The 23,334-nt window shown below is 63.6% G+C and carries 28 protein-coding genes; 8 read left to right on the top strand and 20 right to left on the bottom strand.

All coding sequences use genetic code 11. The features are described 5' to 3' along the window. Positions 1–2 precede the first annotated feature (2 nt). Positions 3–1,271 (top strand): MFS transporter, encoded by a 1,269-nt coding sequence (locus tag ACZ5YA_RS11555; protein WP_118933178.1) that lies wholly within the window; start codon positions 3–5, stop codon positions 1,269–1,271. Here ACZ5YA_RS11555 and ACZ5YA_RS11560 read toward each other — a convergent pair. The 3 genes from ACZ5YA_RS11560 to ACZ5YA_RS11570 all read right to left on the bottom strand — a co-directional run bounded on the left by ACZ5YA_RS11560 (position 1,231) and on the right by ACZ5YA_RS11570 (position 2,695). Continuing rightward, a complete protein-coding gene (locus tag ACZ5YA_RS11560; protein WP_251882136.1) occupies positions 1,231–1,863 on the bottom strand; it encodes an FMN-binding negative transcriptional regulator in 633 nt (210 codons plus the stop codon). The genes ACZ5YA_RS11555 and ACZ5YA_RS11560 overlap by 41 nt on opposite strands. A 96-nt stretch (positions 1,864–1,959) precedes the next feature. Further along, the gene (locus ACZ5YA_RS11565; protein WP_464092528.1) at positions 1,960–2,448 is read right to left on the bottom strand and encodes an N-acetyltransferase family protein; all 489 of its coding nucleotides are present in this window, start codon (positions 2,446–2,448) and stop codon (positions 1,960–1,962) included. A gap of 52 nt (positions 2,449–2,500) precedes the next feature. Beyond that, the gene (locus ACZ5YA_RS11570) at positions 2,501–2,695 is read right to left on the bottom strand and encodes a hypothetical protein (RefSeq protein ID WP_054453278.1); all 195 of its coding nucleotides are present in this window, start codon (positions 2,693–2,695) and stop codon (positions 2,501–2,503) included. Between the two features lie 271 nt (positions 2,696–2,966). Here ACZ5YA_RS11570 and ACZ5YA_RS11575 point away from each other — a divergent pair, with 271 nt between their 5' ends. The 7 genes from ACZ5YA_RS11575 to ACZ5YA_RS11605 all read left to right on the top strand — a co-directional run bounded on the left by ACZ5YA_RS11575 (position 2,967) and on the right by ACZ5YA_RS11605 (position 10,209). After that, positions 2,967–3,662, top strand: a complete 696-nt coding sequence (locus tag ACZ5YA_RS11575) for a DUF3313 domain-containing protein (RefSeq protein ID WP_059371924.1) — start codon at positions 2,967–2,969, stop codon at positions 3,660–3,662. 209 nt (positions 3,663–3,871) lie between these two features. Continuing rightward, positions 3,872–4,039 (top strand): hypothetical protein, encoded by a 168-nt coding sequence (locus tag ACZ5YA_RS11580; protein ID WP_165867876.1) that lies wholly within the window; start codon positions 3,872–3,874, stop codon positions 4,037–4,039. Between the two features lie 108 nt (positions 4,040–4,147). Further along, complete coding sequence (locus ACZ5YA_RS11585; protein ID WP_464092529.1) at positions 4,148–5,791, top strand: hypothetical protein; 1,644 nt, start codon at positions 4,148–4,150, stop codon at positions 5,789–5,791. A gap of 69 nt (positions 5,792–5,860) precedes the next feature. Beyond that, positions 5,861–6,763, top strand: a complete 903-nt coding sequence (locus tag ACZ5YA_RS11590) for a LysR family transcriptional regulator (protein WP_059371919.1) — start codon at positions 5,861–5,863, stop codon at positions 6,761–6,763. Positions 6,764–6,952: 189 nt separating this feature from the next. Beyond that, positions 6,953–7,891, top strand: a complete 939-nt coding sequence (locus tag ACZ5YA_RS11595; protein ID WP_118933182.1) for a hydroxymethylglutaryl-CoA lyase — start codon at positions 6,953–6,955, stop codon at positions 7,889–7,891. A gap of 53 nt (positions 7,892–7,944) precedes the next feature. After that, entirely contained in the window at positions 7,945–9,123 is a 1,179-nt protein-coding gene (locus tag ACZ5YA_RS11600) for a CaiB/BaiF CoA transferase family protein (protein WP_464092530.1), read from the top strand. Between the two features lie 123 nt (positions 9,124–9,246). Next, entirely contained in the window at positions 9,247–10,209 is a 963-nt protein-coding gene (locus ACZ5YA_RS11605; protein ID WP_118933184.1) for a Bug family tripartite tricarboxylate transporter substrate binding protein, read from the top strand. A 608-nt stretch (positions 10,210–10,817) separates the two neighbouring features. Here the strand turns inward: ACZ5YA_RS11605 and ACZ5YA_RS11610 are convergent. The 17 genes from ACZ5YA_RS11610 to ACZ5YA_RS11690 all read right to left on the bottom strand — a co-directional run bounded on the left by ACZ5YA_RS11610 (position 10,818) and on the right by ACZ5YA_RS11690 (position 23,325). After that, positions 10,818–12,626 (bottom strand): right-handed parallel beta-helix repeat-containing protein, encoded by a 1,809-nt coding sequence (locus tag ACZ5YA_RS11610; RefSeq protein WP_118933186.1) that lies wholly within the window; start codon positions 12,624–12,626, stop codon positions 10,818–10,820. Between the two features lie 147 nt (positions 12,627–12,773). Beyond that, positions 12,774–12,995, bottom strand: coding sequence for an Rz1-like lysis system protein LysC (lysC, locus tag ACZ5YA_RS11615; protein ID WP_430795150.1), 222 nt, complete (start codon positions 12,993–12,995; stop codon positions 12,774–12,776). Then, complete coding sequence (locus tag ACZ5YA_RS11620; RefSeq protein ID WP_059371908.1) at positions 12,889–13,290, bottom strand: hypothetical protein; 402 nt, start codon at positions 13,288–13,290, stop codon at positions 12,889–12,891. The genes lysC and ACZ5YA_RS11620 overlap by 107 nt, the downstream gene beginning before the upstream one ends. Beyond that, complete coding sequence (locus ACZ5YA_RS11625) at positions 13,287–13,697, bottom strand: M15 family metallopeptidase (RefSeq protein WP_464092531.1); 411 nt, start codon at positions 13,695–13,697, stop codon at positions 13,287–13,289. The genes ACZ5YA_RS11620 and ACZ5YA_RS11625 overlap by 4 nt, the downstream gene beginning before the upstream one ends. A 34-nt stretch (positions 13,698–13,731) precedes the next feature. After that, complete coding sequence (locus ACZ5YA_RS11630) at positions 13,732–14,040, bottom strand: hypothetical protein (RefSeq protein ID WP_059371904.1); 309 nt, start codon at positions 14,038–14,040, stop codon at positions 13,732–13,734. Between the two features lie 129 nt (positions 14,041–14,169). Then, complete coding sequence (locus tag ACZ5YA_RS11635) at positions 14,170–14,613, bottom strand: tail fiber assembly protein (protein ID WP_464092532.1); 444 nt, start codon at positions 14,611–14,613, stop codon at positions 14,170–14,172. A gap of 10 nt (positions 14,614–14,623) precedes the next feature. Next, entirely contained in the window at positions 14,624–15,856 is a 1,233-nt protein-coding gene (locus ACZ5YA_RS11640) for a pyocin knob domain-containing protein (RefSeq protein WP_464092533.1), read from the bottom strand. Then, positions 15,846–16,520: a DUF2612 domain-containing protein gene (locus tag ACZ5YA_RS11645; protein WP_059371898.1), complete on the bottom strand. Its 675-nt coding sequence runs from the start codon at positions 16,518–16,520 to the stop codon at positions 15,846–15,848. The genes ACZ5YA_RS11640 and ACZ5YA_RS11645 overlap by 11 nt, the downstream gene beginning before the upstream one ends. Beyond that, on the bottom strand, positions 16,517–17,728 hold the full coding sequence (locus ACZ5YA_RS11650; protein WP_464092534.1) for a baseplate J/gp47 family protein: 1,212 nt from the start codon (positions 17,726–17,728) through the stop codon (positions 16,517–16,519). The genes ACZ5YA_RS11645 and ACZ5YA_RS11650 overlap by 4 nt, the downstream gene beginning before the upstream one ends. Positions 17,729–17,735: 7 nt before the next feature. Beyond that, entirely contained in the window at positions 17,736–18,086 is a 351-nt protein-coding gene (locus ACZ5YA_RS11655; RefSeq protein ID WP_464092535.1) for a contractile injection system sheath initiator, read from the bottom strand. Beyond that, positions 18,083–18,814 carry a hypothetical protein gene (locus ACZ5YA_RS11660; RefSeq protein ID WP_059371893.1) on the bottom strand — a complete coding sequence of 244 codons (732 nt, stop codon included), beginning with the start codon at positions 18,812–18,814 and terminating at the stop codon, positions 18,083–18,085. The genes ACZ5YA_RS11655 and ACZ5YA_RS11660 overlap by 4 nt, the downstream gene beginning before the upstream one ends. Next, positions 18,807–19,688, bottom strand: coding sequence for a baseplate hub protein (locus ACZ5YA_RS11665; RefSeq protein WP_280015137.1), 882 nt, complete (start codon positions 19,686–19,688; stop codon positions 18,807–18,809). Before ACZ5YA_RS11665 ends, ACZ5YA_RS11660 begins: the two co-directional genes overlap by 8 nt. After that, on the bottom strand, positions 19,685–19,984 hold the full coding sequence (locus ACZ5YA_RS11670) for a phage baseplate plug family protein (RefSeq protein ID WP_118933194.1): 300 nt from the start codon (positions 19,982–19,984) through the stop codon (positions 19,685–19,687). Before ACZ5YA_RS11670 ends, ACZ5YA_RS11665 begins: the two co-directional genes overlap by 4 nt. Then, positions 19,981–20,625: a hypothetical protein gene (locus tag ACZ5YA_RS11675; protein WP_464092536.1), complete on the bottom strand. Its 645-nt coding sequence runs from the start codon at positions 20,623–20,625 to the stop codon at positions 19,981–19,983. Before ACZ5YA_RS11675 ends, ACZ5YA_RS11670 begins: the two co-directional genes overlap by 4 nt. After that, entirely contained in the window at positions 20,625–22,289 is a 1,665-nt protein-coding gene (locus tag ACZ5YA_RS11680; protein WP_464092537.1) for a phage tail tip lysozyme, read from the bottom strand. Before ACZ5YA_RS11680 ends, ACZ5YA_RS11675 begins: the two co-directional genes overlap by 1 nt. 168 nt (positions 22,290–22,457) lie before the next feature. Continuing rightward, positions 22,458–22,892, bottom strand: a complete 435-nt coding sequence (locus ACZ5YA_RS11685) for a hypothetical protein (RefSeq protein WP_251882119.1) — start codon at positions 22,890–22,892, stop codon at positions 22,458–22,460. 1 nt (position 22,893) lies between these two features. Next, positions 22,894–23,325: a phage tail fiber protein gene (locus ACZ5YA_RS11690; RefSeq protein ID WP_059371886.1), complete on the bottom strand. Its 432-nt coding sequence runs from the start codon at positions 23,323–23,325 to the stop codon at positions 22,894–22,896. Positions 23,326–23,334 lie beyond the last annotated feature (9 nt).

The following is a 23,334-nucleotide window of genomic DNA, read 5'->3' on the forward strand; positions in this document are numbered from 1 at the left end:
CCATGCCCGCATCCCGGAAATTCTTCGGCTGGACAGTGCTTTACGCCACCTTCGTGCTGGCGATCTTCGGCTGGGGCGTCGGCTTCTACGGCCCGCCCGTCTTCCTGCATGCCGTGGCGCAGCGTACCGGCTGGGGCGTGGCCCTGGTATCCGGCGCCGTCACGCTGCACTTTCTTTGCGGCACCGTGGTGGTCGCCAACCTGCCGCGTCTGTACCGGCGCTGCGGCGTGCCGGCAGTCACGCTGGGCGGCGCCGTGCTGCTGGCGTTCGGCGTGGGCGGATGGGCCACGGCCGCGCAGCCCTGGCAGCTCTACGCAGCTGCGCTGTTCTCGGGCATGGGCTGGGTGACGTTGGGAGCCGCCGCCGTCAATGCGTTGATCTCACCCTGGTTCGTGCGCCGCCGCCCCGCCGCGCTGGGCATGGCCTACAACGGCGCCAGCGTCGGCGGCATCGTCTTTTCGCCCTTGTGGGTTTACCTGATCGGCCAGGCGGGATTTGACCAGGCGGCCTTGTGGGTGGGCGCGGCGATGGTGGCGGTGATCGCCGTGCTGTCGCGCCAGGTGTTTGCCCTGACACCGCAACAGCTCGGCCAAGAGCCGGATGGCGCTTGCGCTGCGACTCAGGCGCCGGCGGCTGCGGCAGGCATCGCCCCGCCCGCGCCGGTGGCGGACCTGTGGCGCAACCGCGCCTTTCTCACCTTGGCTGCCGGCATGGCGCTTGGCCTGTTCGCCCAGATCGGTCTGATCGCGCATCTGCTGTCCCTGCTGGCGCCGCTGCTGGGTGCGCAGACTGCCGGCCTGGCAATGGGCCTGGCCACGGCCGCGGCCATAGGCGGGCGCACGCTCGTCGGTTGGCTGATGCCTGCCGGCACGGACCGGCGCAAAGTCGCCTGCCTGGCCTATGCCATTCAGATCGCCGGTTCGTTGATTCTGATGTTGGCCGCCGAGCACGCCTGGGCCATCTGGCTGGGCGTTCTGCTGTTCGGCTCAGGCATAGGGAACGCGACCTCGCTGCCGCCGTTGATCGCGCAGACAGAGTTCGCCCGCGAAGACGCGCAACGTGTGGTCCCGCTGATCGTCGCCATGTCGCAAGGCGCCTACGCCTTCGCGCCCGCGTCGTTCGGCATGCTGCGGGCATGGTCCGAACAGGCCGGACAGCCGCTGCTCTGGTTCCTGGCGGCGGCGGCCTGCCTGCAGGCTGCCGCCATCGCCAGTTTCGCGTGGGGGCGGATTACTCCAGCCCGCCGCGGCGGGCAACCAGCCCGGCCATGACCGCATCGCCGTTTTCCGCCGCCAGGCCTTCGGCCACGCCGCGCCTGTCGGCAAGCGTGCGGTTCTGACTGACCTTCCATTTGCCTTCGATGCGCGCAATGGGGATCTCCACGCCGACGATGGCACGCATCTGGGCGGCGATGAAATCCGCAGGCGCGTCGGCCACGCGCCAAGGCTGCGCGCGCGCCCTTTCCTGGCTGTCGGTCAGCGCATCCAGCTGGGCCCGCAGCCAGGCCGGATCATCCTGGATCACCGGCACGCCCCAGGCGTGCACGGCAACGAAGTTCCAGGTGGGCACGACCTTGTGCGTCTCGGCCTTGGTCGGATACCAGGACGGCGTGACGTAAGCCTGCGGCCCATGGAAGACGACCAGGCATTCGCGGCCTGCAGCCAGGTCGGCAAGCTGCGGATTGGCGCGAGCCACGTGCAGACGCAATACGCCATGCGGCCCCTCGGGATAGAGTAAACAGGGAATGTGGTTCGCCATCAGCCCCCCATCCCCGCTGGTCGTGAGCACGCCCAGGGGGTGGGCGCGGATGAATTCGTGCTGGACTTCGGGCGAGTCTTCGCGAAAGGCGGACGGCAGATACATGGCGGGTTCGGCGGTAGCGGCTGAAAACCACAACATACCGCCATCGTGGCTCCATTTCCAGGACCAGCCAAGGCTATTTTCATGGAGCCAGAAGCATCAGACCGGCAAGGGCTTTTCCAGCAGGACGGTAGTGAAGCCGCTGTCCCATTCCTCGTCAGGATAGGTATCGATCTCGGCGTAGCCGTGCTTGCCATAGAACTGGCGGCTGCGCATGTTGAAAGAATCCGTCTCCAGCCGCGCGCGTGCGAATCCCGCGCCCTGGATCGCCGCTTCCATCCATGCCAGCAAGGCGCCGCCAACGCCCTGCCCTTGCCTTGCGGGATGCACGTGCAAGGCCCAGATGAAGTCGTTCTCCCAATCCGCCATGCCTGCCAGCACGCCGTCGATTTCGCACACAATGAAAAGACTGCCCCTGGCGCTCACATACTGGGCCGTCTTGCCGCTGGCGCGGAACTGCTGGTCCCTTTCCGCCGTCATTTCCGGCATCCATGTGCTTTCGTAGGTGCGCATCAGCAGGTCTTCGAGCAAGACTGCGTCCTCAGGCCGGGCCGGCCTGATCATGAATTTCTGTTGTTGGTCCGTCATGCGCGGCAGTGTAGCAATGCCCGCCGCGGCCGCCGGGCAAAGATGCGCGCGCTTATCGTCGCACGCGCTCGTATGCCTGGTTCATGCGATCCCGCGCCCCGGTTTCGTTGGCGTAGGCGCGATCATAGTTGTCCAGGCAATCCTGGGTGGGATTCGGCCACTTGATCGCGGCGATCGCGGCGGTGAGCTCGTCGCGGGCCCGTTGCCAGTCCTTGACGGCGGCATACCATTGCTTGGCAGTGTCCATAGTTGTCTCCCTATGTTCACTCGTCCATCGTAGTCCCGCGGCGGCTTTCCGCGGCAGCTATTACGGCTTACCCGCTATGGAGCCTTCGACGCCCCCTCGATCCTTTGTTTCAGTTTTCCCAAAATGGAATTCTGCTTTGCAACGAAACGGGGTGTCCATCCGAGCCAAAGCGGGAAATCCGGCGCGAAACGGGGCAATAATTGCGCCGCCCGCGGCGCGCGCACGGTCTTTCCATCTGCAGCCCGGGCGCCATTTTCAGGAAGAGAAGAATATGAAGATCCGTCTCGCTCTGGCCGCCTGCTGTGCAGTGATCGGCCTTGCCGGCTGCACCAACCTGCCCAAGCCGCAGAACTATTCCACGTCCCTGGGTGAAAACCAAAGCCGGCTGAAACAGGATCCCGACTGGAGCGCCGGCATGGTCTGGGTTCGCCCCGGCCCGCCCATCGGCAGCCAGTACCCGAAAAAAATCATCCTGGAGCCGGTGCAATACATCCAGGGCGACCGGCCGGACGAGCTGGACCTGAAGGCCGACAGCGCCATGCGCGAGCGTGTGCTGGCCTACCTGAATGAAGCGATACGGCGCGAGTTCGAGCAAGCCGGCTATCAATTGCTGACCCGGCCTGCGCCGCACGCGCTGCGCCTGAGCGCGGCCATCACCGGCACCTTCCGCAACGAGCGCGACCCCAGGATTACCGAGTACATCCCCATCGGTTTCGTGATCGGCCAGACCGTCAAGGCGGCCGGTTACCGCGATCAGTCCGCGCGCCTGCTGCTCGAAGCCGCGCTGCGCGACGCCAACACCAACGAACTTCTGATCACCTCGCTGGGCACCGTCACGGGCGGCAATCTGCCCGCCGACCGCAAGCCCACCGTGGACGACGTGCGCAGCGCCATCGACGATTGGGCGCACCACGCGCGCGAACAGTTCGACCGCATCTGGCTTGAGGACAGGCCCGAAGCTGGCTAGACCGCGCATCAGCACAGGAAGGAGTGTCCTATCAGCTATCAGTGTTGATGGGCCCTGATCCATCAGGGCGGAACAGAACGGGCTAAAGCGGGTCGAATCCATCGCATTTTTCACCTGAAAATCACGATGTGATGAATATTGACGTCAACCCTCACTTACCCAGTGCCACGGCTAATGCTACTGTTCCGCCTGTGCAAGGAGTACATGCAATGGATCAGAAAACCAAGCCCTGGGCTTTTCCCAAGCCGCATCCGGAAAATACCCCGCGGGGCGAACGCAACAAACAGGAGTTCGACGCTCCTGCCCAAGACCCGAAACCCGCGCCCAAGCCGCGCGCGAAGAAGGAGACGCCGGCCGCCAGCCGGGCTCGCACATGAGCCCGGCCGGGCGCCCCGCCGACCCGCTCCTCGAATAAGCTTATCCCGCCTGCCCATGGCCCTGCGCCCGCATTCGCGATCGACGGCGCTCGTATCGCGGAATCCAGCATGGCCATGATCGCCGATCCGCCGCTGCGAGGCAGCGGCAAGATTACCGGAGTGTTCTTCGACCCAGCAGGGGAAATCGCGGCCGTGGCCTCCGAGTTCCCCCTGCTCGCGCACCCTCGCGCCCGCGCGGCCTATGGCGGCCAAACGCTGCGCTATCGCGTGGCGCTGTACCGCCGCGGCAGCCCCATCCCGTTCGCGGCGTTCGACGAGCTGCGCCATCCCGTCAACCACGTCGCCTTCCATCCCGACCAATCCGTGGTCGCGATCGGCGCCGGCCGTTATGACGGCGGCTATCTGTTCGAAGGCGACCTGCAGGTCTGGGACTGGCGCAGCGGACTCTCCCGCCGGTTCTTCCACGACATCCCCGAAGTTGCGCATTGCGCCTTCGACCCCGCGGGCGACGGGATCGAGGCGTGGGTGCGGCCCTGGGACGAGGAATGGGAAGGCCTGCCCGACGATCCGCCCGACGCCGCGTTCAGCACGCTGTATGTCGTGCGCGCGCCCTACGGCGAAGCAACCTGGTCCGATGCCGGACCGCGCGAACTGGAACTGTCGAGCGACGCCATCGCGCCGGCAGCAGATTCCCCCGCGCCTGCACCTGAATCCCGCCTCGCGCAATGGCTTGGGCTGCCGCAACTGGCGAGCCGCAACGCCATCCACGATCTTGCGTGGCTGGACGCCAAGCGCATCGCGGTGGCGCATGGCGGCTGCCTGCTGGAAATCCACGGCGTCGAAGACGGCTTGATCGCCGCATACTCCGGCGCCGGCCATGGCGCCGAGATCATCCGGGCGGCAGGCATCCATGTACACGTCGTGGAGCCCTCGACGCGGCCCGACATGAAGTGGCGCCAGGATTCCCGGCTGTATACGCTGACGGACAAAGGACTGGACCTCGTCGGCGAATACGACGGCGAATACACGTTCTCGGCCTCGTCACAAGGCGTAATGCTGGGCCGCAGAAACCGCATCCCCGCTACCAGAGGCGCACGCGACCTGCTGCGCGACCTGGGCTCGGGCGCCGAACTGCGCGTGGACCTGGGCCATTACGACTGCTTCAATCACTACATCCGCATCAGCGGCGCGCCGTCGCCGTTCTGTGTGCAGGGCACGCCTGCAAGCTCCCATGAGGCCAAACGCCTGTGCATGGTCATGTCCGACGGCCAGATCAAACCGCTCTGGCCGGTGCTCAAGGCCAATGGCAAGCCCGACAGCCATGCCATGGAGCTTAGCGGCTGCTATGTCGAAGACGCGCAAGGCGCGGGCCTGGTCATCAGCGGGCGGCACTACTCTCCCGCCGTCAGCGCCGCCTGCGCCGGCTTCATCTATCGCAAGCCGCTGGACCGCGACCGCGAACGCTGGCGGCATCCCACCACCGCCTCGGCCAGCGCGGTCGTCTTCATGCCCGGCCCCGGGCTGGTCGCCGCCGCATTCCTGGACGGCGGGCTGCTATTGCTGGATGCCGCTTCGGGTGAAATCCAATTGCGCGCCCGGATGCGGCTGGAAGGCCTGCCTACGCTGGTCTTCGCCCTCGATGCCCACGAGGAAAAGCTGGCTCTGGGAACGGCCGACGGCCGGATCGCCATCATCACGGTCGGCGAACTGCTGGCGCGCGGCGCGGCGCAGGAATGGGTGGAAATCGGCTAAGCGTAATCCCCTAGGCCGGCGGCGCTAGACTGCCGCTATCCTCGCGGACGTGTATCTCCGCGACTCCCCATGACCCCTCGCCTGGATCTGTATACCCTGCAGGTGTTCCTGGCCGTGCTGGAAGAAGGCAGCATCGCCGCCGCCGCCGCGCGCGAACATATCGCGCCATCGGCGCTATCGAAGCGCCTGTCCGAACTCGAACGCGTGCTGGACGTGCCGCTGTTCCAGCGCCATGCGCGCGGCGTGGAACCGACCAGCGCCGCACGCGCATTGGCGCGGCGCGCACGCGCGCTACTGCATCAAACCCAGGACCTGGCCGCCGAAATCCGCGACTACTCCGCCGGCCTGCGCGGCCGGGTGCGCGTCGCGGCCAACCTGTCTTCGATCGCGCAGTTCCTGCCGATGGAACTGCGCCGCTTCCTGACCCAGCACCCCAACGTGCAGATCGACCTGGAAGAATCCGTCAGCGCCGGCGTCACCCGCGCCGTGATCGACAACGCCGCCGACATCGGCGTCTATACCCAATCCGACGACGAAAACGGACTGGACATATTTCCCTACCACCGCGACGTCATGGCGCTGGTGGCGCCATCGGGGCACCCCTTGTCGCGGCGCCGGCGGGTCTCTTTCGCCGATACGCTGGATTACGACCACGTCGGCATGCACCGGGGCAGCGCCGCGAACTATCTGTTCACGCGCGAAGCCGCTTCCATGAACCGTTCCCTGCGGCTGCGCTTCCAGGTCACCTCCTACGACGCGCTGGTGTCCATGGTGCGCGCGGACCTGGGAGTCGGCATCGTGCCCACCGAGGCCCTGTCCGCCTATGTGTGCGACGAGCTCTGCATCATTCCGCTTACCGACGCCTGGGCGCAGCGCCAACTGAAGTTGTGCGTGCGCAGCAATGAATCGCTATCGGGTGCCGCCAGGCTGCTGCTGGATCATCTGATCGCCGAAGCCGCAAAGCAGCAATAGGACGCGCGGGCCGGCCCGGGCGCGACGCCTGGATCCCGAGCCATCGCGTTTCGCGATCCCCCGCCGAAGATTCACGATTTGTCCTGCCTGGGTCCATCGCAGAAGATGGAGGCCGACCACCCATATCCCGGACATCGCCGCGCAAAGCCCTCGCGGGCGCAGGATCCGGATGCCAGGAGACGACCAGCCATGAGCCTTCCAGACCGAGTCGAAATCGTGGAAGTGGGCATGCGCGACGGATTGCAGATCGAATCCGAGTTCGTGCCCACCGACACCAAAATCCAGATCCTGAACGCGCTGATCGACGCAGGCGTGCGGCACTTCGAAGCCACCTCCTTCGTTTCGCCCCGCGCCGTGCCGCAGATGCGCGACGCGCAGGAAGTCCTGCAGGGCGTGCGCAAACGTCCGGGCGTGGTGCTGGGCGCGCTGGCGCCCAACCGCAAGGGCGTCGAACGCGCGCTGCAGTCGCAGGCCGACGAGATCGTCGTGTTCCTGTCCGCCACGGAAAGCCACAACACCAAGAACCTGAACCGCCCTGTCGAACAGTCGCTGCGCGACATCGAGGACATCGCGCAGCTGCTGAAAGAACACCCCATCAAGCGCAAGGGCGCCATTGCCGTCGCTTTCGGCTGCCCCTTCGAAGGCGACGTGGACCTGGGCCGCATCCGGACCATCTTCGACCACTTCGCGCGCCAGGGCTTCGATGCCGTGACCTTGGGCGACACCACCGGCATGGCCACGCCCCGGCTGGTGCGTCACACGGTCGAGACGCTGCGGGCCGATCATCCCGGCATCAAGATCTCGCTGCACTTCCACAACACGCGCGGCATCGGCCTGGTGAATGTGGTGGAAGGCCTGCGCGCCGGCGTGACGTCCTACGAATCCTCGCTGGCGGGGTTGGGCGGCTGCCCGTTCGCGCCGGGCGCCACCGGCAACATCTGCACCGAAGACCTGGTCTACCTGCTGGACGAGATGGGCGTGGACAGCGGCATCGACCTGGGCGCGCTGATCAAGGTGGCCCAACGGCTGGAAGGCATCGTCGGCCGCGGCCTGCCCGGCCAGTTGATGAAGGCGGGGCCGCGCCTGCGCCTGCATGACTACGCCGTGGCCGCCGGCGCGATCGGCTGAGCCAAAACGGGATCTTCGGGATAGCCAGAACGATAACCACGCACCAATACGCCATGCCACTTACCGGAATCCGCATCCTGGACCTGACACGCATCATCTCCGGGCCGTACTGCACATCCATACTGGCCGACATGGGCGCCGAAGTGATCAAGATCGAGGCGCCCGGCGAGGGCGACCCGATCCGCCGCCAAGGCGTGATCCGGGACGGCCTGAGCTGGTATTTCGCCAACTACAACCGCAACAAGCGGTCGGTGACGCTGGACCTGTACAGCGCCGAAGGCAAGGACATCCTGCGCCAGCTGATACCCCACTGCGACGTCGTGATCGAGAACTACCGGCCCGGCATCATGGACAAGATGGGCTTCGGCGACGAGGCGCTGAAAGCGTTGCGGCCGGACATCATCCATTGCAGCATCAACGGCTTCGGCGCGTCCGGCCCCTATCGCGACCGCCCCGCGTTCGACTTCATCGCCCAGGCCATGAGCGGCTTCATGAGCCTGAACGGCGGCGAAGACGATCCGCCCATGCGCGCGGGGCCCCCCATCAGCGACCTGGCCGCAGGCCTGAACGGCGCGCTCGGCGTGGTGGCTGCGCTGCTGCGCCGCGAACGCACCGGCCGCGGCGACTCCATCAGCGTCAGCCTGCTGTCCAGCATGATCGGGCTGCTGAGCTTCCAGGCGTCGAACTACTTCGCCAGCGGCGAGCTACCTCCCCGCACCGGCAACGACCACGGCATCGTCGCGCCCTATGGGCTGTTCGAGACCGCCGACGGCCAGGTCGCGATCGCGCCGTCCAACGATGCCATGTACGAAAAGCTCCTGGACGCGCTGGAGCTGCCCGAACTGCGCGCGCATCCGGAATTCCAGGCCAACGCCGACCGCATGCTGAACCGCGCATCCATCAAGTCCGCCATCGAAGCCCGCACCCGCCAGAAGGACAGCCACTACTGGATCGAACGCCTGAACCGGTACGGTGTGCCCTGCGGACAGGTGCTGAACCTGCAGGACGTGTTCGACGACCCCCAGGTCGCGGACCAGCAGATGGCCATGGACGTTGCGCATCCCGATGGCCAGCAGGTGCGCATGCTGGGCTTTCCGATCAAGTTCTCCGAGGCGCCCTGCCAGATCCGCAGCCCTGCGCCCGAGCTGGGCGCGGACACCGAATCGGTCCTGGAGGAACTGGGCCTGTCGCACGACCGGATCGGGGAACTCCGCGCGAAAGGAACCGTCTAGCCAACCAGGGGCCTGAACCCGCCCGCCGCAACCGAACCCGCAGTACGCGTCAGCAGCATCCGCAGCAACCGACGTCTGGCGATCACGACCGGACGCGCCCACCAAGGAATGGAGACCACAATCATGCTACGTGCCCTAATGTTCTCGGCCTGCGCGCTCGCCGCCTGCGCCCCCGCCGCCGCGCAGCAGTACCCGAACCAGCCCATCCGGGTCATCGTGCCGTTCACGCCCGGCGGCGGCACCGACTTCCTGTCGCGCACCGTCGCCGCCAAGCTGTCCGATTCGGTCAAGTGGAACGTCGTCGCCGAGAACCGGCCGGGCGCCGGCGGCACCATAGGCATCACCACCGCCGCGCGCGCCAAGCCCGATGGCTACGAGATCGTCATGGGCCAGGTCGACAACCTGGCCGTGGCGCCTTCGCTCTACACGAAGCTGGCCTACGACCCGGTCAAGGACTTCGAACCCATCGGCATCGTCGGCGAAGCGCCGCTGGTGGTCGTCGCCAACAAGAACGGCCCGTACAAGTCCCTCAAGGACCTGATCGCCGCCGCCAAGAAGGCGCCCGGCACGATCAACTACGGCTCGCCGGGAGCCGGCACCATCACGCACCTGGCCGCCGAACTGCTGCAACTGCAGGCGGGCATCAAACTCGTGCACGTACCCTACAAGGGATCGGGTCCGGCCATGGCCGACCTGCTGGGCGGGCAGGTCCCGGTCATCTTCACGTCCATCCCCTCGGCCGCGCCGCAGATCAAGGCCGGCAGCGCCGTGCCGCTGGCCGTGACCTCGCTCAAGCGCAGCCCGGCCATGCCGGACGTGCCCACCATCGCGGAATCCGGCTATCCCGACTTCGACGTGCGCGTCTGGTATGGGCTGCTTGCTCCCGCCAACACGCCCAAACCCATCATCCAGACGCTGAACACGGAACTGAACAAGATCCTCGCGCTAAAAGACGTCCAGGATGCGCTGGCCGCGCAAGGCGCGACCGCCATGCCGACCACCCCTGCCCAGTTCTCGCAGACCATCGCAGCGGACTACAAGAAGTGGCGGTCGGTCATCCAGTCCGCCAACGTGAAGCTCGAATAGCATCCGATCCAGACCTTGCGGCTGCCATAAGTACCTCTGACCGCCGCTGAATTTCAACGCACGCGCGGCTTTGAGAACAGCCTAGACCAAACGCATGCATCGTCTCATGCGTATGCACGACACTCCCCTCGGAAGCGTCGCGCATACGCTTGGATGATGGACCGCAGCAGCATTGACAGGGAAAGAGCCAGTCGAGACGATGACCTCAGCGCCACAGGTTTCACCATGGCGCAAGTGAAGGAGGCTCATCATGTCAATCTCATGCAGACGACTGGAGGATGTGATTGCGGTCTCGGCAGCAGGAGACCAGTACCGGATCGAGCGACATATCATTCAAGAACCCGCGACGGACGACAGTCCCGATCCGCACATAGTGCTGCAATGCCGCCTGTCCACCGGCGGCGCCGTGATCTGGGAGGGGAAAGACGTGTACAGGCTGAAGTCAGGCGAAATCCTCAGGCCAGTAAATCGGCGGAAGAAGAAGAGTCCATTTGAAGGGTAGCGAAGAAAAGCCCGCGGCTTGCGCCTGCGGGCTTTTGTTTGGGTGGCGGGCACCTGCCCGTCACAACCTCGCACTCAGGCCATGCTGAATACGCACATGGCCATGCTCAAGCCCGCGTGGTAATGACGAAAGCATTCCCAGCGGCCGGCGTACCGTAGTACGTGGCTCGCCACTGCCCCAACGCGGTGCTCTGTTCGCCCCACATCTGTCCGAGCGCTCCGGTGGTGGTCGTAATGTCGGCCTTGACCATTGCGGGTTGCTCCGCGCTGTCGCAGATCTTGTGAATCGTGAAGGACGGACCGGCAGTGAATCCAGAGCCCGCACAATTTATCTTCATGCGGACGGAGTGGCCGTAAGAAACAATTTCGGTAGCGCTTGCCGCGTCGCCCCAACCGGACAGCGACACAGCCACCACGTCGTTAAAGATTCCGGGATTCAGCATGCGAATCGAGTGGTTTCGGCCAACCAGTACTGATCCGTATTCCAGCTTCAGGTCCGTGCCCAACCAGTATGGGCAGCGGCTGTCGCCATCCGGGCCGACGATGTAATTTCCTTCCACCAAGACGCCGCCTACCTTGCCCAGCGTCTGGCCAAACAGAAAAATCGGGATGCGGTCGTATGTGCTGTTCCCACCGGCGTCGCCCGCGTTGTAGACCATGTTGCCGCGCAGAACGGTGTCATACACGCCGCCAGCGCCCACGTCCCAGCCCACGACCAGCGCATGCTTGCCCTGCCCCCTCAGGGTGTTTCCCATGATCTCGTTGCCGACCGTGCTTACAGCGTTGCCGCCCACCGTGCACCCAATCCCGAACGTGGCGCCGCCAACCAGGACGTTGTCCGTGATCCTGCAAAATTGACTCATCACGCCGATCAGATCGCCACACCCGATAGTCGCCAGTTCGTTCGTCAGCGCCGGCGAGCTACCTTCTGGATCTATCGTCAATTGCGTGTCGCTGATTCTCGCCATGATCCGGAATTCCCTGCCTCCGTCGATAACCAGCACTTCGCCTACTCGCACATTCGTGAACTTCGGCCCCGAAATCCACGTTACGGCGGCGCCAGTCAGGTTCACGCGCAGCCTGGCGTCGCGCCCGCCGATGATGGGGGAATAGATCGTATTGTTTGAAATGATGGTGTAGTCCGCGGCTCCGAGCAGTATCGCTCCCGCGCCCGGGCGAACGATCCTGTTCTGAAGAATCAGATGCCTCGCCTCCTGCCCCACGAATCCATACACGCCGATGGCATGCATGAACGTGTCCTCGATGTGATTGCCGACGACGCTCATGCGCGCTGCGCTGCATGTGATGCCGTATCCGCAGCTGCCAACAAGCACATTGTCACGGACCGTTGCGTCATCGGCCCCACGCACATGCACGAGAACCGCGTTGTAGTCTGCAGCATTGTTGCCGCGGTTGCCGTTGACCGTGCATCCGCGCAGCCCAGCGCCATGTGCGAAACCGAAATCGATCAGAATAAGCAGATTCAGGCCGTCCGGCTGCGTAATAACGGTCTTGCCGTCGCCAACCAGTTCCACGCCGGCGCGCATCCGGATAGACGAATTGATGACGTAGGTTCCGCCGGCGCACTGCACCTGACCGAGCCCGCTGTTGAAAGCCGCATCCAATGCGGCTTGAATAGCCGCACCGTCGATGGATTCGGCCAGTGAGGTGATGAAAGGATAGTCGACTTGGGCGGCCGACAACGTGGCGTAACGCTCCGCGAGCGTATGGAGCGTGCCATCCGCGATCGGGCCATGGTCCTGGACTTGAACAGAATGCCCAGCCATGTTGTCCGGTGCACTGGAAGTGCGAGGTTCTGGGAGAACGGCTGCATCATCATCGACATGATGCTTCAACGCGGCCGAATTCTCGGCCGAGCGTTTCAGTTGCTGTAGGGAAAGAGTTCTGATCGTCATGTGATATCTCCGGGAAATTTGCCGCTGCTGGGCTAGGGGGCATTCTCTGTTTGCATATCCGGTCTACATGGCTTTCTCCTGGATGGACGAAAAAAAGCCCGCGGAGTGCGGGTTATCTGTTGCAGCATGACCTGGCGGATCGCAGTCTCACGACGGGCCGAACCGGGATTTCTCCCAGCTCTGCGCCGTCACACGCTGCCGTGCCGCACACTCTCCGTACAACGCGACCAGCGCGATGTAGCTGCGCGCCAGATCGTCCCAGCTATCGCTCGTCACCTCGGGCACTGGCGGGCACGACTGCGCCAGGTTGGCTGGCAGAATTGGCCAGACGGCCGGCCTCGTTGATGTGCCGCAGCCGCTCAGCGTCAATGCGGCAGCCAGCAGGTAGAGGGCTCTGGACTTCGACACGGGTGTACCTCTCGATGATCTTGGGGCTGGCGCCGCGTAACGCAGCAAGCGCGCCTTCCAGGGATTCGGAGATCCCGCCCAGGCGCGTCGTCTGACGCTGGAACTCGGTGAGCTCGGCCAGCGTGTAGTCGGCATTGGCCTGGTCTATTCCGGCGCGGTACTGAACGGCGCCATACCAGCGCACACACAGGAAGGCGGCGGCCACCAGGACGGCGCCGATCAGATACGGCGCCAACGCGCGCAGCGATGCGTTCATGCGCGTCCCTTCCAGCCGCGCGGGATCTGGAAGTGCGGGCCGTCTTTGAGCGTCTTCCAGTCGCCGCCCCATTCCACCGGAACGCCGAGCTCGGTCGCGCAGGCCTTGACCACCTGCGCCAGGCCGGCGAAGGCCTGCCAGTTGCTCCAGGGAATCACCCCATCAATCAGCGGCGCCAGGTCAACGGCATGGCTCAGGCCGTCCGCCTGCGGCAAGTGGTAGCTGTCCATCGTCTGGCTGGCGCCACGGGCGACGTACTCGCGTTGCCGCTCAAGGGTACGAACGCCTTCCACCACAGTGAAGTCGACCGTCGTGCGTTGAATCGCCAGTTGGACGATCTCGGCCAGGTCGAGATGCACCCCGACCAGGCGGTCCAGGCTGCGTTGGGATAGTTGGAAAGTACTCACGGATGAAGTCTCCGCATGAATGAAACGATGCGCCTCATGCCCCTCTGCCGCGCACTCGGTCGATCACGGCCTGCCACAACGCGCCGATGGGAACGGTCTGCACAACCTCCCATCCTCGGGAGACAATGGCCATGCCGAACATGCCGGTCAGAAAACCGGCCAGGCCTTCTGGAATCTCCAGCAGCAGCGACAGATAGGGAGCCGCGTAGTACGCCACCAACGAGCCGCTGGCAGCCATACTCAGCCGGGCTGGCCATGATCCTTGCAGATAGCGCATGGAAACCGCTGCGCCCAGAACGCCGGCGAGCTTTGCGGCAAGGGCGTCGAAATCTTGGATGTTCAATTTCGCCCCTCGCAAAAAGAAAGGATCCACCGACGTGAACTGACGCACCCTCCCCAAAAGTTGGACGAGATCCAACCTTCTTGGGGAGGTAGTTCACGAGGCGGAGAAGTCTTGGGATCTCCCCAAGAATCAGACTTTTGGAGTCTTCCCCATTGCCGCCAAGCCAGGAGTTTCTGGCCAAACAAGGTCGTATGGAAAGCCGGGCAATTGTTCGATGCGATTTAGAGCAATACGGTATCGCTTCCAGGAGTTCAACAGCATCTCGTCGCCAGAGGTGCTCTCTGCCACGTCTACGGCATCTTGCAACGGTGCGATGCGAATCGCTGCCTGTGCCAGGCGCGCATCGCGCTCGGCCAGCACACGAAGACGTGCATGTTCGGCCGACTCGGGAAGTCCTTCCACCAACTGAGGCATACCGCTCTCCCCAGGCACAATGAACTTCCCCTGTGCTTGTCCGTTGATCAGGGTCCTGTATTGCTCGTCGGTAATCGCCACCTTGTCGTCAGGGAGGACGTCATAGTGGAAATCACCAAGATAGAATCCCCTGGTGGCGGGGCTGTAATAGAAGCTCATCCTAACCTCCTCAGTAACCAATCGCGAGAACGTTTGCCAACGCCCCGTTTGCCAAAGTGAACGACGAGCCGTTCCACCGATAAGCAGTAATACCTACCCCGGTCCTTGTCCGGCCGTAGGAGCCGTACACGACAATGTTGTCTGTAAACCATTCAACGGAATTAGATTCACTCACAAAAACCTTGAAGCACGCGTTTGGAAAAGCCACGGGAAACGTGGCCATGACAGAGGAATTTACGGTCCCGGGCGCCGCCATTTGTTGAATGATGAGACCGCTCGGCAGCTTTTGATAGCCGTTCTCTGCAATGAAAGAGTTTCCTCCGTTCAAGAAAGCCGACACAAGCGTGGCAGGCGACAAACTGACGCCGTTGTGCAACAGGTCCACCGCTTCATGGAGAGTCGCCATTCGCACGATTCCAGCCTCATCCGACGTCGCGACATCGGTCTCGAATACGGTGCGCTTCCAACCCGACCACACTCCAGCCTCATTCCGCGTCCGTGTGAATTGGTCAGTCGAAAAAAACGTCGTAAAAACCTGCGTTTTTATTGGGCCGGAGCTTTGCACAAGCAAGGTTCCCGCAGCGGAATCGCGGGGATAGTGAAGCCCAACTTTTGCGTAGGCTGCGATGTTCTGCCCATAAAAGCCAGACCGCAACACATAGTCAAGATCCTGGTTCTCGCCAAGAAATGCGTCGAAACCCAAACCGAAAGAGCCTACCGTCAGCAAGCGACCGGCGGTTGTATCAGTCTGGTTCGATTGGATCTTGGATTGAAGTGCGGCCGGTGTTACCACCTTGTCAGTGCTGACGCCCGCTTGGACTTCCTCATTGGTCGCCAATCCTGTGCCTAGAGAAATCCAACCGCCGCCGCCCAAGTCGGGATCAGCGGTGTTGTTTTCCACCAGGTTCAGCCACCTGCTGCCAGTACCTGACGAGGCCGCCAAGATCGCGCCCTTGGGATATCCACCTACGGCCGCCGAAAAGGCAGCATCAAACCGGTAGGTCGCTCCTGCCTGACTCCAACGGGTGGCCGTACTCAGGAAATTCAGGATGCCATTGAAGTCCGCACCATATGGCGGCACTCCCCCTGCGGCCAGAGGAGTCATCGTCAACGGCGGAAATCCATCAGTAAACGACGCCGCCCCCGGCGTCACGCCGATCTGCGACGCAACCGGAATAGTGTTCTTCGTCCCGCTTTCCGCAAACGGGACGGCCGATTTGATAGGTGCATTGCTAGCTTGCATTGATAAGCCCCGAAGAAGTGAAAAGTACGCCCGAGCCGAACGGCTGCATCAGCGCTTCGTTGAATCCGAACGTGGTAGAAAGATCGACCTGCAGGATGTTCGCCAGAACCGCGGCCGGTTTGGGTATCGCGCCTGATTGAGTCAGGATGGCGATTTCATGCGGCGCCAGCGCGAACTCGAACACGTAGCGGAATTCCATCCTCCCTGTGTCCGACACGTAGCAACGCCCGCGCCCCGCGAACAGGTTCGACAGCAGCCGGTTCAAACTGGGCGAAGTGCAATCCGAGATGTTGGCCAGCGCCTTGACCAGGATGAGCGTGCGATACGCGTCGTCGGCGAGCCGATACGTCTGCGTGGCCTGCTCGCCTGTGTAGAACGGCGCCTGGTTGAAGGGCTGCCAGTTCAGCGCCTCGTCAAATCCCAGATAGGTGACGTCTCCCGGCACCGTCAGCATCCGGCCGACGTCGACGATCCTGCCCCAGATGTCCAGCCCGAAACCCTGCGCGGTCTCGACGTTCCAGACGAAGTCATGGAAAGCGTCGAAATCGGCGTCGGGGTTGATGTAGTCGTCCATGTTGTTGATCAACTGGACGAGCGTGGGGCTGTTGGCGTACTGGCTGATGAGGGTCCGGGCCGCCAGCCCCGGCTTAGGCACGACGCTCATATCAATGTCACCGCAATATCGCTGGCCGTGATCGTGGGCCGGCGGTTGATCGGTACGGCCAGGCTGGCGCCCGACGGCGTGTCGGAGCCCAGCAGCAAGGACAGGATGGAGACCACCGGGCTCAGCACCGAAATGGGTGCGTAGAAGCGGCTGGCATAAATGGTCGATCCGATCCGCGCGCGCTGCCCGCCATCTCCGCCGTTGAAGGCGTCCATGATCGCCTGCTTGGTCAAAGCCACAATGTCCGACGGCAGCGCGGGGTTGTCCGCGAGCTGCACCGCGAAGCGCACGGGCAGCGCTGCCGGGGTTTCCCAGGTCACGACATACGACGGGTAGGGATAGGCATATCCCTCCTTGTCCTCCACGGTATAGGAGGTGTTGCCGTTGTAGTCGGAGCCATTGCTCTTCTTGCGCCAGATGGCATCTGCGATGTCCACCGCCTCGCCGCCCGTCACCGCGACCCAGATGGAGTGCGGACGCAGGACGACGCCGCCGACCGTCTTCGGCACGGAGAGATCGTTCTCCGTCACGTAGGCGTCGATGACGCCCTCCACGTTCGCCACATTGGCGTAGATCGCCGGGATCGAGCCGCGGGCGTTCAGCGCCACCGACTGCCGCCGGCGCTCTTCGAACTCGGCCCGGCTTTCCACATGGCTGCCCACCGTTGCGGCATCGGCGTTCGATACCGAGTCCCAACCGGGAATGGCCTGATAGATCTGGTTCAGTGCGCCTGGCGCGCAATCCACCGGCCCATCGACCGAGCAAGCGAATGGCAGGTCGACGCTTCCGCTGGCCGGTATCGTTCCAGCCTGGGTGCACAGATACAGATTTCCATCCACCGCCTGGGCGCGCGCGCCCACGGGTATCGTCACGCCCGCCAGGCCCGTGCAGGTGGCGATGACAGCGGTAGGCGTACCCGGCTTGCGGTCCAGGAAGTAGATCCGCCCGATGGCGTCCTGCATCCGCCCTTGCGCATAGGCCGGGTCGACCTGGTTCACGTAGGTCGCAAACTCGTTGTTCTTGTCGCCGATGATGGCGGTGGTGCTGGAGGCCAGCTGGCCCTGGGGCGTTTCCAGCGCGGGATTCAGCCCGCCGCCGAAGGCCGCGTCCATGTCGGACAGGACGCCGGCGAGGATGGCGGATTCGTTGGGCAGCACCAGCCCTTCCGGCGTGAACTGCACGCGCGGCACTTTCGAGTTGTTCGGCATGGTTTCCTCAGAAGCTGACGGTTTGCGTCGTTCCGTCTTGCAGGGTGATTGCGACGTAGCCCGCCAGGGCGCGGTCGGTATAGGAGGTCAGCGTGCAGACCGCGTCGTCCACGTCCGGGACTGTCAGCGCGGCTCGCCGGACGTGCTCCCGCACCAGCGCCAGCGGCGGTTGATGGCCCAGGAATTCTTCCCAGTACGGAACGCCTGGGGCGGTGTTGTAGAACAGCTCCCCCTTGAACAGCTTGATGGCGCTGGCGACGTCTTGCGCCACGGCGTAGGGCTTGGTCGCCAGCGCGATGTTTCCCGCGGCATCAAGCACCAGGTCCCAAGCCGTCCGGTCTAGCAGCAACGTGTTCAATTGGGCGCTCCTGTGTTTGCCGGCCCGCTTTGCACGCCGGAATGCGTGTGGGTGCTGCCCACGTCCTTGCCGTTGTTGCGCAGCGTACCCAGCGTGTGCATGTCGCCCTGCCAGGTAGACGTGCCACCGAAGGATCCGCCGCCTTGCTGCACCGTCCCGTTCAGCACGATCCGGGGCGAATTCAATGCGCACTGCGCGCTGGCGTTCAGTTCGATATTGGGCGCGGCCACCGTCACCTTGGAGGGCGACACGACATTGATGCCGTCCGCCGTGAACTGCACGTACTGCACCGGGGTTCCATTCAACAGACCGCCGAAATACAGCCCGTCCGCCATGTCGTGGGAACGCCAGGAACCGGGGTTGTTCTGCGCCTTTGAGGTCTTCACCAGCGAGATATCCCGATTCGCGAAAGCCGCCATCCCGATATCCCCGACCTTCGGGTCCAGGATGACGGCGTCCGCTCCGCCCTGAAGGCGAAAGTAGGGAAGACGATGCAGGACCCCATGCGGCACGGCATTGCCGGCGCCATCGAGCTGGTTGACGAGCGGCTGCACATCGACGAAACCCACCGGAGACAGTCCGCCTGCATTCGTCACCGACACCACCTTGACCAGCGTCGCCGTACTGACTCGATTCAGGGCCTGGCTGATCAGGAACTGCAAGGCCCCGAACTCGCTGTCGCCCTGGCCGGCTTGCGCCAGCCCTGCGTATCCGTATTGCTTAGCCATTGAGATTCCTTTTGCATACGGCCATCGACTGCCAGACGCCGCCAGGCACCTCTGCCTCCAGCTTGTGGGACAGACTCACAATGATCCACTCGCCATGCGCGGGTTCGACGGTGCTGATGACCTGCACTCTTTTTCCCAAGCCGAGGTGCGGGTTGTAGAGCGTCGTCAGTTGCAGTCCCTTGCTCGTAAACGCCGGATATCCGATCAACCCCGTTTCCGGCGCCACGAGAATCGGATCGCCCTTTCGGTATCCGCCCTCCGGCCAGACTGACAGGATGCCGCGGTCTATCGTGAAATTGACCCGGGCGGCCTTCGCGCAACTGCGTAGTTGGTCCATGTCGGTTCCGGAAAAATAGGGGTCGGCCAACACATAGTCCTCCCCACTTTTTTCGCCCTTGTATCCCATTGATTTGGCGATATCGCACATGATTTCCTGCGCCTTTTTCGCGCCGGGAAACGACCTGGCGGATGCGGGCTTTACCTGCTTGGCCCCAGCCACCTCGGTCTTGACTGTGAATACGCCCCCCGCGGCCGCTTTGCCCTCTGCCCCCATTCCGTAACCACCCCAGGCCTCGACGATGTCTCCTTCGTAGACCACGCAGGGAACACCCGAGTCTCCCGCTGCGTCGATCCGGACAAGATTCTTTCCCCGGCGCTCCGTCATGACGGGTCCTATCGTCGTCAGTTTGTTCATCAGGTCTTGATTCAGTCCGTGGATCTGCAGGGTCATTGGACTGTTTTCGAATACGGTATGGAGAGGAATATCCACCGTCATCCTGTAGCCGCTGAGCGTCACATCCGGCCCCTGCTCATCGCCGAACTCCCCCTTGCCCAGGCTGATGGTCACGTTCAGCCGGCGTTTGATGAAGCTCATGGTTCCAAAGGCTCCAGGTATGCCAGGACGAAACGCGAACCGAGATGCTGATGCTGCGGGTCGACGTGGCCCTGAGTGTCCACAAAAGCCAGATCGCCGACGAAGCCCAGGTAAGCTGACCGCACCAGCCGTACCCGGTCATGGCAAAGCACCGTGGTCACGATGGGCGCATTGTCGAGTTCAAGATCCAGATAAAGCCCGGTCGACTTCTGGTAGACGGCGATCTGGCAGTTCTGCCCGGACAGCACGACGCTGAGCGTTTGCGCCGGCACGGGTCTTAGGGGAATTCTCTTCATTGGATGGGCTCCAGATCCGCCACCTTGTTCTGGTCGCGCCGGGGATAGGCATCAATCTCGAACGCCTGCACCTGGCCATTGCTCACTTCATACGCGCCGCTGGGGTCCTGCGTGGCCGGCGATAGCTGGACGGCCGTCTGCCGGACTTCCTGCAGCGTCAGATCGACGATCAGGAGGCTGGAGCCGTTCTTGTCTGCGCGGGTGTACGAGTACTTCACCAGGTTGGCCGACGGATAGACGATCTCGGGCGTCACCACTGAGTACAGTTCCGTGCTGCCGACAATGCGCTCCAGCACGGACAACATGATGTTGCGCGACGCCGGATCACCGCCATGCGCCAGCTTGATGGTCGCCTCGAATGGCGCATCGACCTTGTTGAAGGACGAGAATCCGCCCTGCTCCGAGGGATAGCTGGATATCTGGCTGCCCTGATTGAAAGCAATGCTGAGGAACGTCTCGAAGACCAGCATCTGCCGCCCATCGACGCCATACAGCCCCCAGCGAGGAGGACCGAAGATCCTATCGGTCAGCGCCGCAAGTTCGAAGCTTGCCGGTTCGAAGACCGCAGGAAGCGTCGCCGCGCGGAAGACCGCGGGGACGCCCGGACCGCTCGGGACATCGGGAAAAGGAATAAACGGCATCAGAACATCCCCGTATTGCCTTGTTGGACGAGATTCTGGGAGCGCCCCACACGTCCCAAATCGCGGGCGACTCCCTCGCCATCCGTCGCTTGCGTCATAACCGTAATGGGGCCGTGGATATGAGTTTCGGACGTATTGCTGGTGGTTGCCGTGCTGCTCGGGATGGCGGCAGCGCTGGCTTGGGCTGCCGCGACCGTCGTAGCCGCAGCCGCGGCGCCTCGTTCCTGATCTTCGAGGAAAAGCGTCCCATAGATTGCCCCGGCAGCGGCGGCGAGCTTGCGCTCTTCGCTTGAGCTATCCCCTTCGGACTTGTTCAATCCAAAGTGGCGGTACACGGCCACGCTGGCCTGGGCCGGGGTGGTGGCGGCGGCCAGATGTACTCCCGCCCTACGCCTGGTGCTCTCCAGCTCGCTGGCGACGAAATCCAGCTGTTGTTCAACCGTGGACTCGCGCAGGTCCATGCCATATATGCGCTTGAACTCGGCCTGGCGTCGCGGATTCCATAGTCCGATGCCGGCGGAAGCGCCATCAGCGCCCACGGCCCTGGGGTCCAGGTTGCTTTGGGCCTGCAGGTTGGCCACCAGCCCCACGGCCGCCTCCCGGGCATAGCCCTTGGACTCGAAGTACCTGACCGCATCGAGAACCTCCTTGCGCTTCAGCGCGGGGTTTCTCATCGCGGCCAGGTCTTCTTGCTCGCCCCCATTCAGATCTTTGCTAAACAAGAACAGCGCAGCGCCAGCCGCCGCACGCCCAGCCAACTTCAACGCCGCAGGACCCAAGCCTCTCAACGCACCCAGTCCACGCGCCGCACCGGCGCCACCAAGGGTTCCGAGAGCCGTAGCCACGGCCCCCAAGGCAGATGCCAGGCTCAGCAGCGAATTCGCCCAGGACAGAATCTTGAGCGTCCCCAACGCCAGCAGGACGTTTTGCCACCCTCCCACCGCCTGCGCCGCCGAATCGACTGCATCGACGAACTTCACGATGGCCTGCGCCGCTGCGTCGACCCACTCGACGATCTCGTCGCGGTTCTCAAGCAGATAATCGCCCCAGCCCTGGGCGAGCGAGATAATCCGCTCGAACGCCGGCATGAGCGCCAGCAGCACCTTGACGCTCACCGATTCAAAGGTATCGCGCAGGTCCAGGTAGCGGTCACGCAGCTGCGTGGCCGCTTGTGCATCGTTGCCGGAGATGGCTGCGCGTTTCTCCTGGACCTGAAGCATCCGCTCGAGCTCGTCGGGCCCGCGCTTGAACAGATTGAACAGGCCCTCGCTGATGCCCATGTCCTGGGCGGCCAGCGCGGCCTGAGCCCTGTCCTTCTGGTAAAGATCGGCAATGATCCTCGACCTGGCCAGCAGGTAGGTGTTCCCATCCTTGAGGTCGCCGACATTGCCGCCGTTGCGGAAGAACGCGGGTAGCGAGTCCGCGGCGGATCCGCGGTTGAATCTGGCTACCTCGCCCGAGGATTCCCTCAATTGGGCGGAAATGGCTTCCGCGGTTCCGCCAGCCCGCTCGGCCGCCATCTGCCAGGCAGACAGCCGCTCCGTGCTCATGCCCAGGTTCTCGGCCATTTGCCCCAGGCCGGCCGCGCCGGTGATGGTATCCGCCGCGAAACGCTTCGGATCGAAACCCGCAGTCACGAGCAAGGCATCGGTGATGGTGGCCATGCAATTACCTCGGTTCAGCTAGGACGCGCCTGTTGTGTGCGTCCACCGCAATCACCTCAAGCAGGTTGTACAGGTCTTCGGCGCCGTAGGCCGTCTGCAGGTCGTGCAGCAGGCCCGGGTGCCGGGAAATCACCAAGCCAATACTCCGGGGAATATTGGCGTAGCGAATCAGGCGCGTGCCGCCGTTGTGGACTTGGAGCCCGAAGTCGATGGGACGGCGGCCGTAAAAAAATCCAGGTGCAAGCCCAGGACTTTCTTGCGCAGCGCGAACAGGGTCGCCACCTCCTCGACATCGCCAGACATGAGCTCGCGCGTCACACTTGGGCTGGGCTGGATCTGCACGCAATCCATCATCTTGTCCAGCAAGGGCTTGGCGCTGTCGAAAGGCAGCTTGGCGAGAGCCTTCATGCCCATGGCGGCCACGCCGGCCAGTCCTGCCTCGGCGATGTTTTCCGGAATTTCCACCCCGGCGTTCATCAACGAAAACAGCGCCCGGCCGGCCCATTCCTCGGCGTCGTAGGCAGAAAGCTCCGTCAGGATGAACACCTTGCCCTTGTCGCGCCCTTCCGCGCCGATGGTCAGGGTTATCTGCTTTCTGGCCATGTCACACCAGCGCCGGCGAGACGTTCTGCCAGGTGATCTGGAACGCCATGGGTTGGAGCATCGCCTTGGCATCCGGCGCCGGCGGAATCTGCGTCAGCACGCCGCGGGTCAGCGTGTACTTGCGGTCGATCGACGGGATGTTGAGGGTGCCGTTTGCATAGAACACTTCCCGGGCCGTTTCGCTGGCCGCCATCCAGATCTCGAAGATGCGCATGGACGGGGAGTCGGGCTGGATCATGATTGTCTGCACGCAGGGGACCGGCACGTAGCCGGCCGACATGCGGCCGTCCACGCCCATGGTTACCTGCGCGGGCTTGGCAGCGTCGAAGGTGAAGGCGCTGTCGGAAGCGTAGCCCTCGATTTTCTGCGGCACCGAAAAAACGCCGCCCACCGTAAGCATCAGAACCGAGTTGGCACTGGTCAAAGTCGCCATGTTGAATCC

Source organism: Achromobacter sp. JCM 18799 (genome assembly GCF_055395645.1).

What these genes read in the sequence shown, in the direction of transcription:
- ACZ5YA_RS11555 (WP_118933178.1), top strand. Translation starts at nt 3, where the DNA reads ATGCCCGCATCCCGGAAATTCTTCGGCTGGACAGTGCTTTACGCCACC.
- ACZ5YA_RS11560 (WP_251882136.1), bottom strand. Translation starts at nt 1,863, where the DNA reads ATGTATCTGCCGTCCGCCTTTCGCGAAGACTCGCCCGAAGTCCAGCAC.
- ACZ5YA_RS11565 (WP_464092528.1), bottom strand. Translation starts at nt 2,448, where the DNA reads ATGACGGACCAACAACAGAAATTCATGATCAGGCCGGCCCGGCCTGAG.
- ACZ5YA_RS11570 (WP_054453278.1), bottom strand. Translation starts at nt 2,695, where the DNA reads ATGGACACTGCCAAGCAATGGTATGCCGCCGTCAAGGACTGGCAACGG.
- ACZ5YA_RS11575 (WP_059371924.1), top strand. Translation starts at nt 2,967, where the DNA reads ATGAAGATCCGTCTCGCTCTGGCCGCCTGCTGTGCAGTGATCGGCCTT.
- ACZ5YA_RS11580 (WP_165867876.1), top strand. Translation starts at nt 3,872, where the DNA reads ATGGATCAGAAAACCAAGCCCTGGGCTTTTCCCAAGCCGCATCCGGAA.
- ACZ5YA_RS11585 (WP_464092529.1), top strand. Translation starts at nt 4,148, where the DNA reads ATGGCCATGATCGCCGATCCGCCGCTGCGAGGCAGCGGCAAGATTACC.
- ACZ5YA_RS11590 (WP_059371919.1), top strand. Translation starts at nt 5,861, where the DNA reads ATGACCCCTCGCCTGGATCTGTATACCCTGCAGGTGTTCCTGGCCGTG.
- ACZ5YA_RS11595 (WP_118933182.1), top strand. Translation starts at nt 6,953, where the DNA reads ATGAGCCTTCCAGACCGAGTCGAAATCGTGGAAGTGGGCATGCGCGAC.
- ACZ5YA_RS11600 (WP_464092530.1), top strand. Translation starts at nt 7,945, where the DNA reads ATGCCACTTACCGGAATCCGCATCCTGGACCTGACACGCATCATCTCC.
- ACZ5YA_RS11605 (WP_118933184.1), top strand. Translation starts at nt 9,247, where the DNA reads ATGCTACGTGCCCTAATGTTCTCGGCCTGCGCGCTCGCCGCCTGCGCC.
- ACZ5YA_RS11610 (WP_118933186.1), bottom strand. Translation starts at nt 12,626, where the DNA reads ATGACGATCAGAACTCTTTCCCTACAGCAACTGAAACGCTCGGCCGAG.
- ACZ5YA_RS11620 (WP_059371908.1), bottom strand. Translation starts at nt 13,290, where the DNA reads ATGAACGCATCGCTGCGCGCGTTGGCGCCGTATCTGATCGGCGCCGTC.
- ACZ5YA_RS11635 (WP_464092532.1), bottom strand. Translation starts at nt 14,613, where the DNA reads ATGAGCTTCTATTACAGCCCCGCCACCAGGGGATTCTATCTTGGTGAT.
- ACZ5YA_RS11640 (WP_464092533.1), bottom strand. Translation starts at nt 15,856, where the DNA reads ATGCAAGCTAGCAATGCACCTATCAAATCGGCCGTCCCGTTTGCGGAA.
- ACZ5YA_RS11645 (WP_059371898.1), bottom strand. Translation starts at nt 16,520, where the DNA reads ATGAGCGTCGTGCCTAAGCCGGGGCTGGCGGCCCGGACCCTCATCAGC.
- ACZ5YA_RS11650 (WP_464092534.1), bottom strand. Translation starts at nt 17,728, where the DNA reads ATGCCGAACAACTCGAAAGTGCCGCGCGTGCAGTTCACGCCGGAAGGG.
- ACZ5YA_RS11660 (WP_059371893.1), bottom strand. Translation starts at nt 18,814, where the DNA reads ATGGCTAAGCAATACGGATACGCAGGGCTGGCGCAAGCCGGCCAGGGC.
- ACZ5YA_RS11665 (WP_280015137.1), bottom strand. Translation starts at nt 19,688, where the DNA reads ATGAGCTTCATCAAACGCCGGCTGAACGTGACCATCAGCCTGGGCAAG.
- ACZ5YA_RS11670 (WP_118933194.1), bottom strand. Translation starts at nt 19,984, where the DNA reads ATGAAGAGAATTCCCCTAAGACCCGTGCCGGCGCAAACGCTCAGCGTC.
- ACZ5YA_RS11675 (WP_464092536.1), bottom strand. Translation starts at nt 20,625, where the DNA reads ATGCCGTTTATTCCTTTTCCCGATGTCCCGAGCGGTCCGGGCGTCCCC.
- ACZ5YA_RS11680 (WP_464092537.1), bottom strand. Translation starts at nt 22,289, where the DNA reads ATGGCCACCATCACCGATGCCTTGCTCGTGACTGCGGGTTTCGATCCG.
- ACZ5YA_RS11685 (WP_251882119.1), bottom strand. Translation starts at nt 22,892, where the DNA reads ATGGCCAGAAAGCAGATAACCCTGACCATCGGCGCGGAAGGGCGCGAC.
- ACZ5YA_RS11690 (WP_059371886.1), bottom strand. Translation starts at nt 23,325, where the DNA reads ATGGCGACTTTGACCAGTGCCAACTCGGTTCTGATGCTTACGGTGGGC.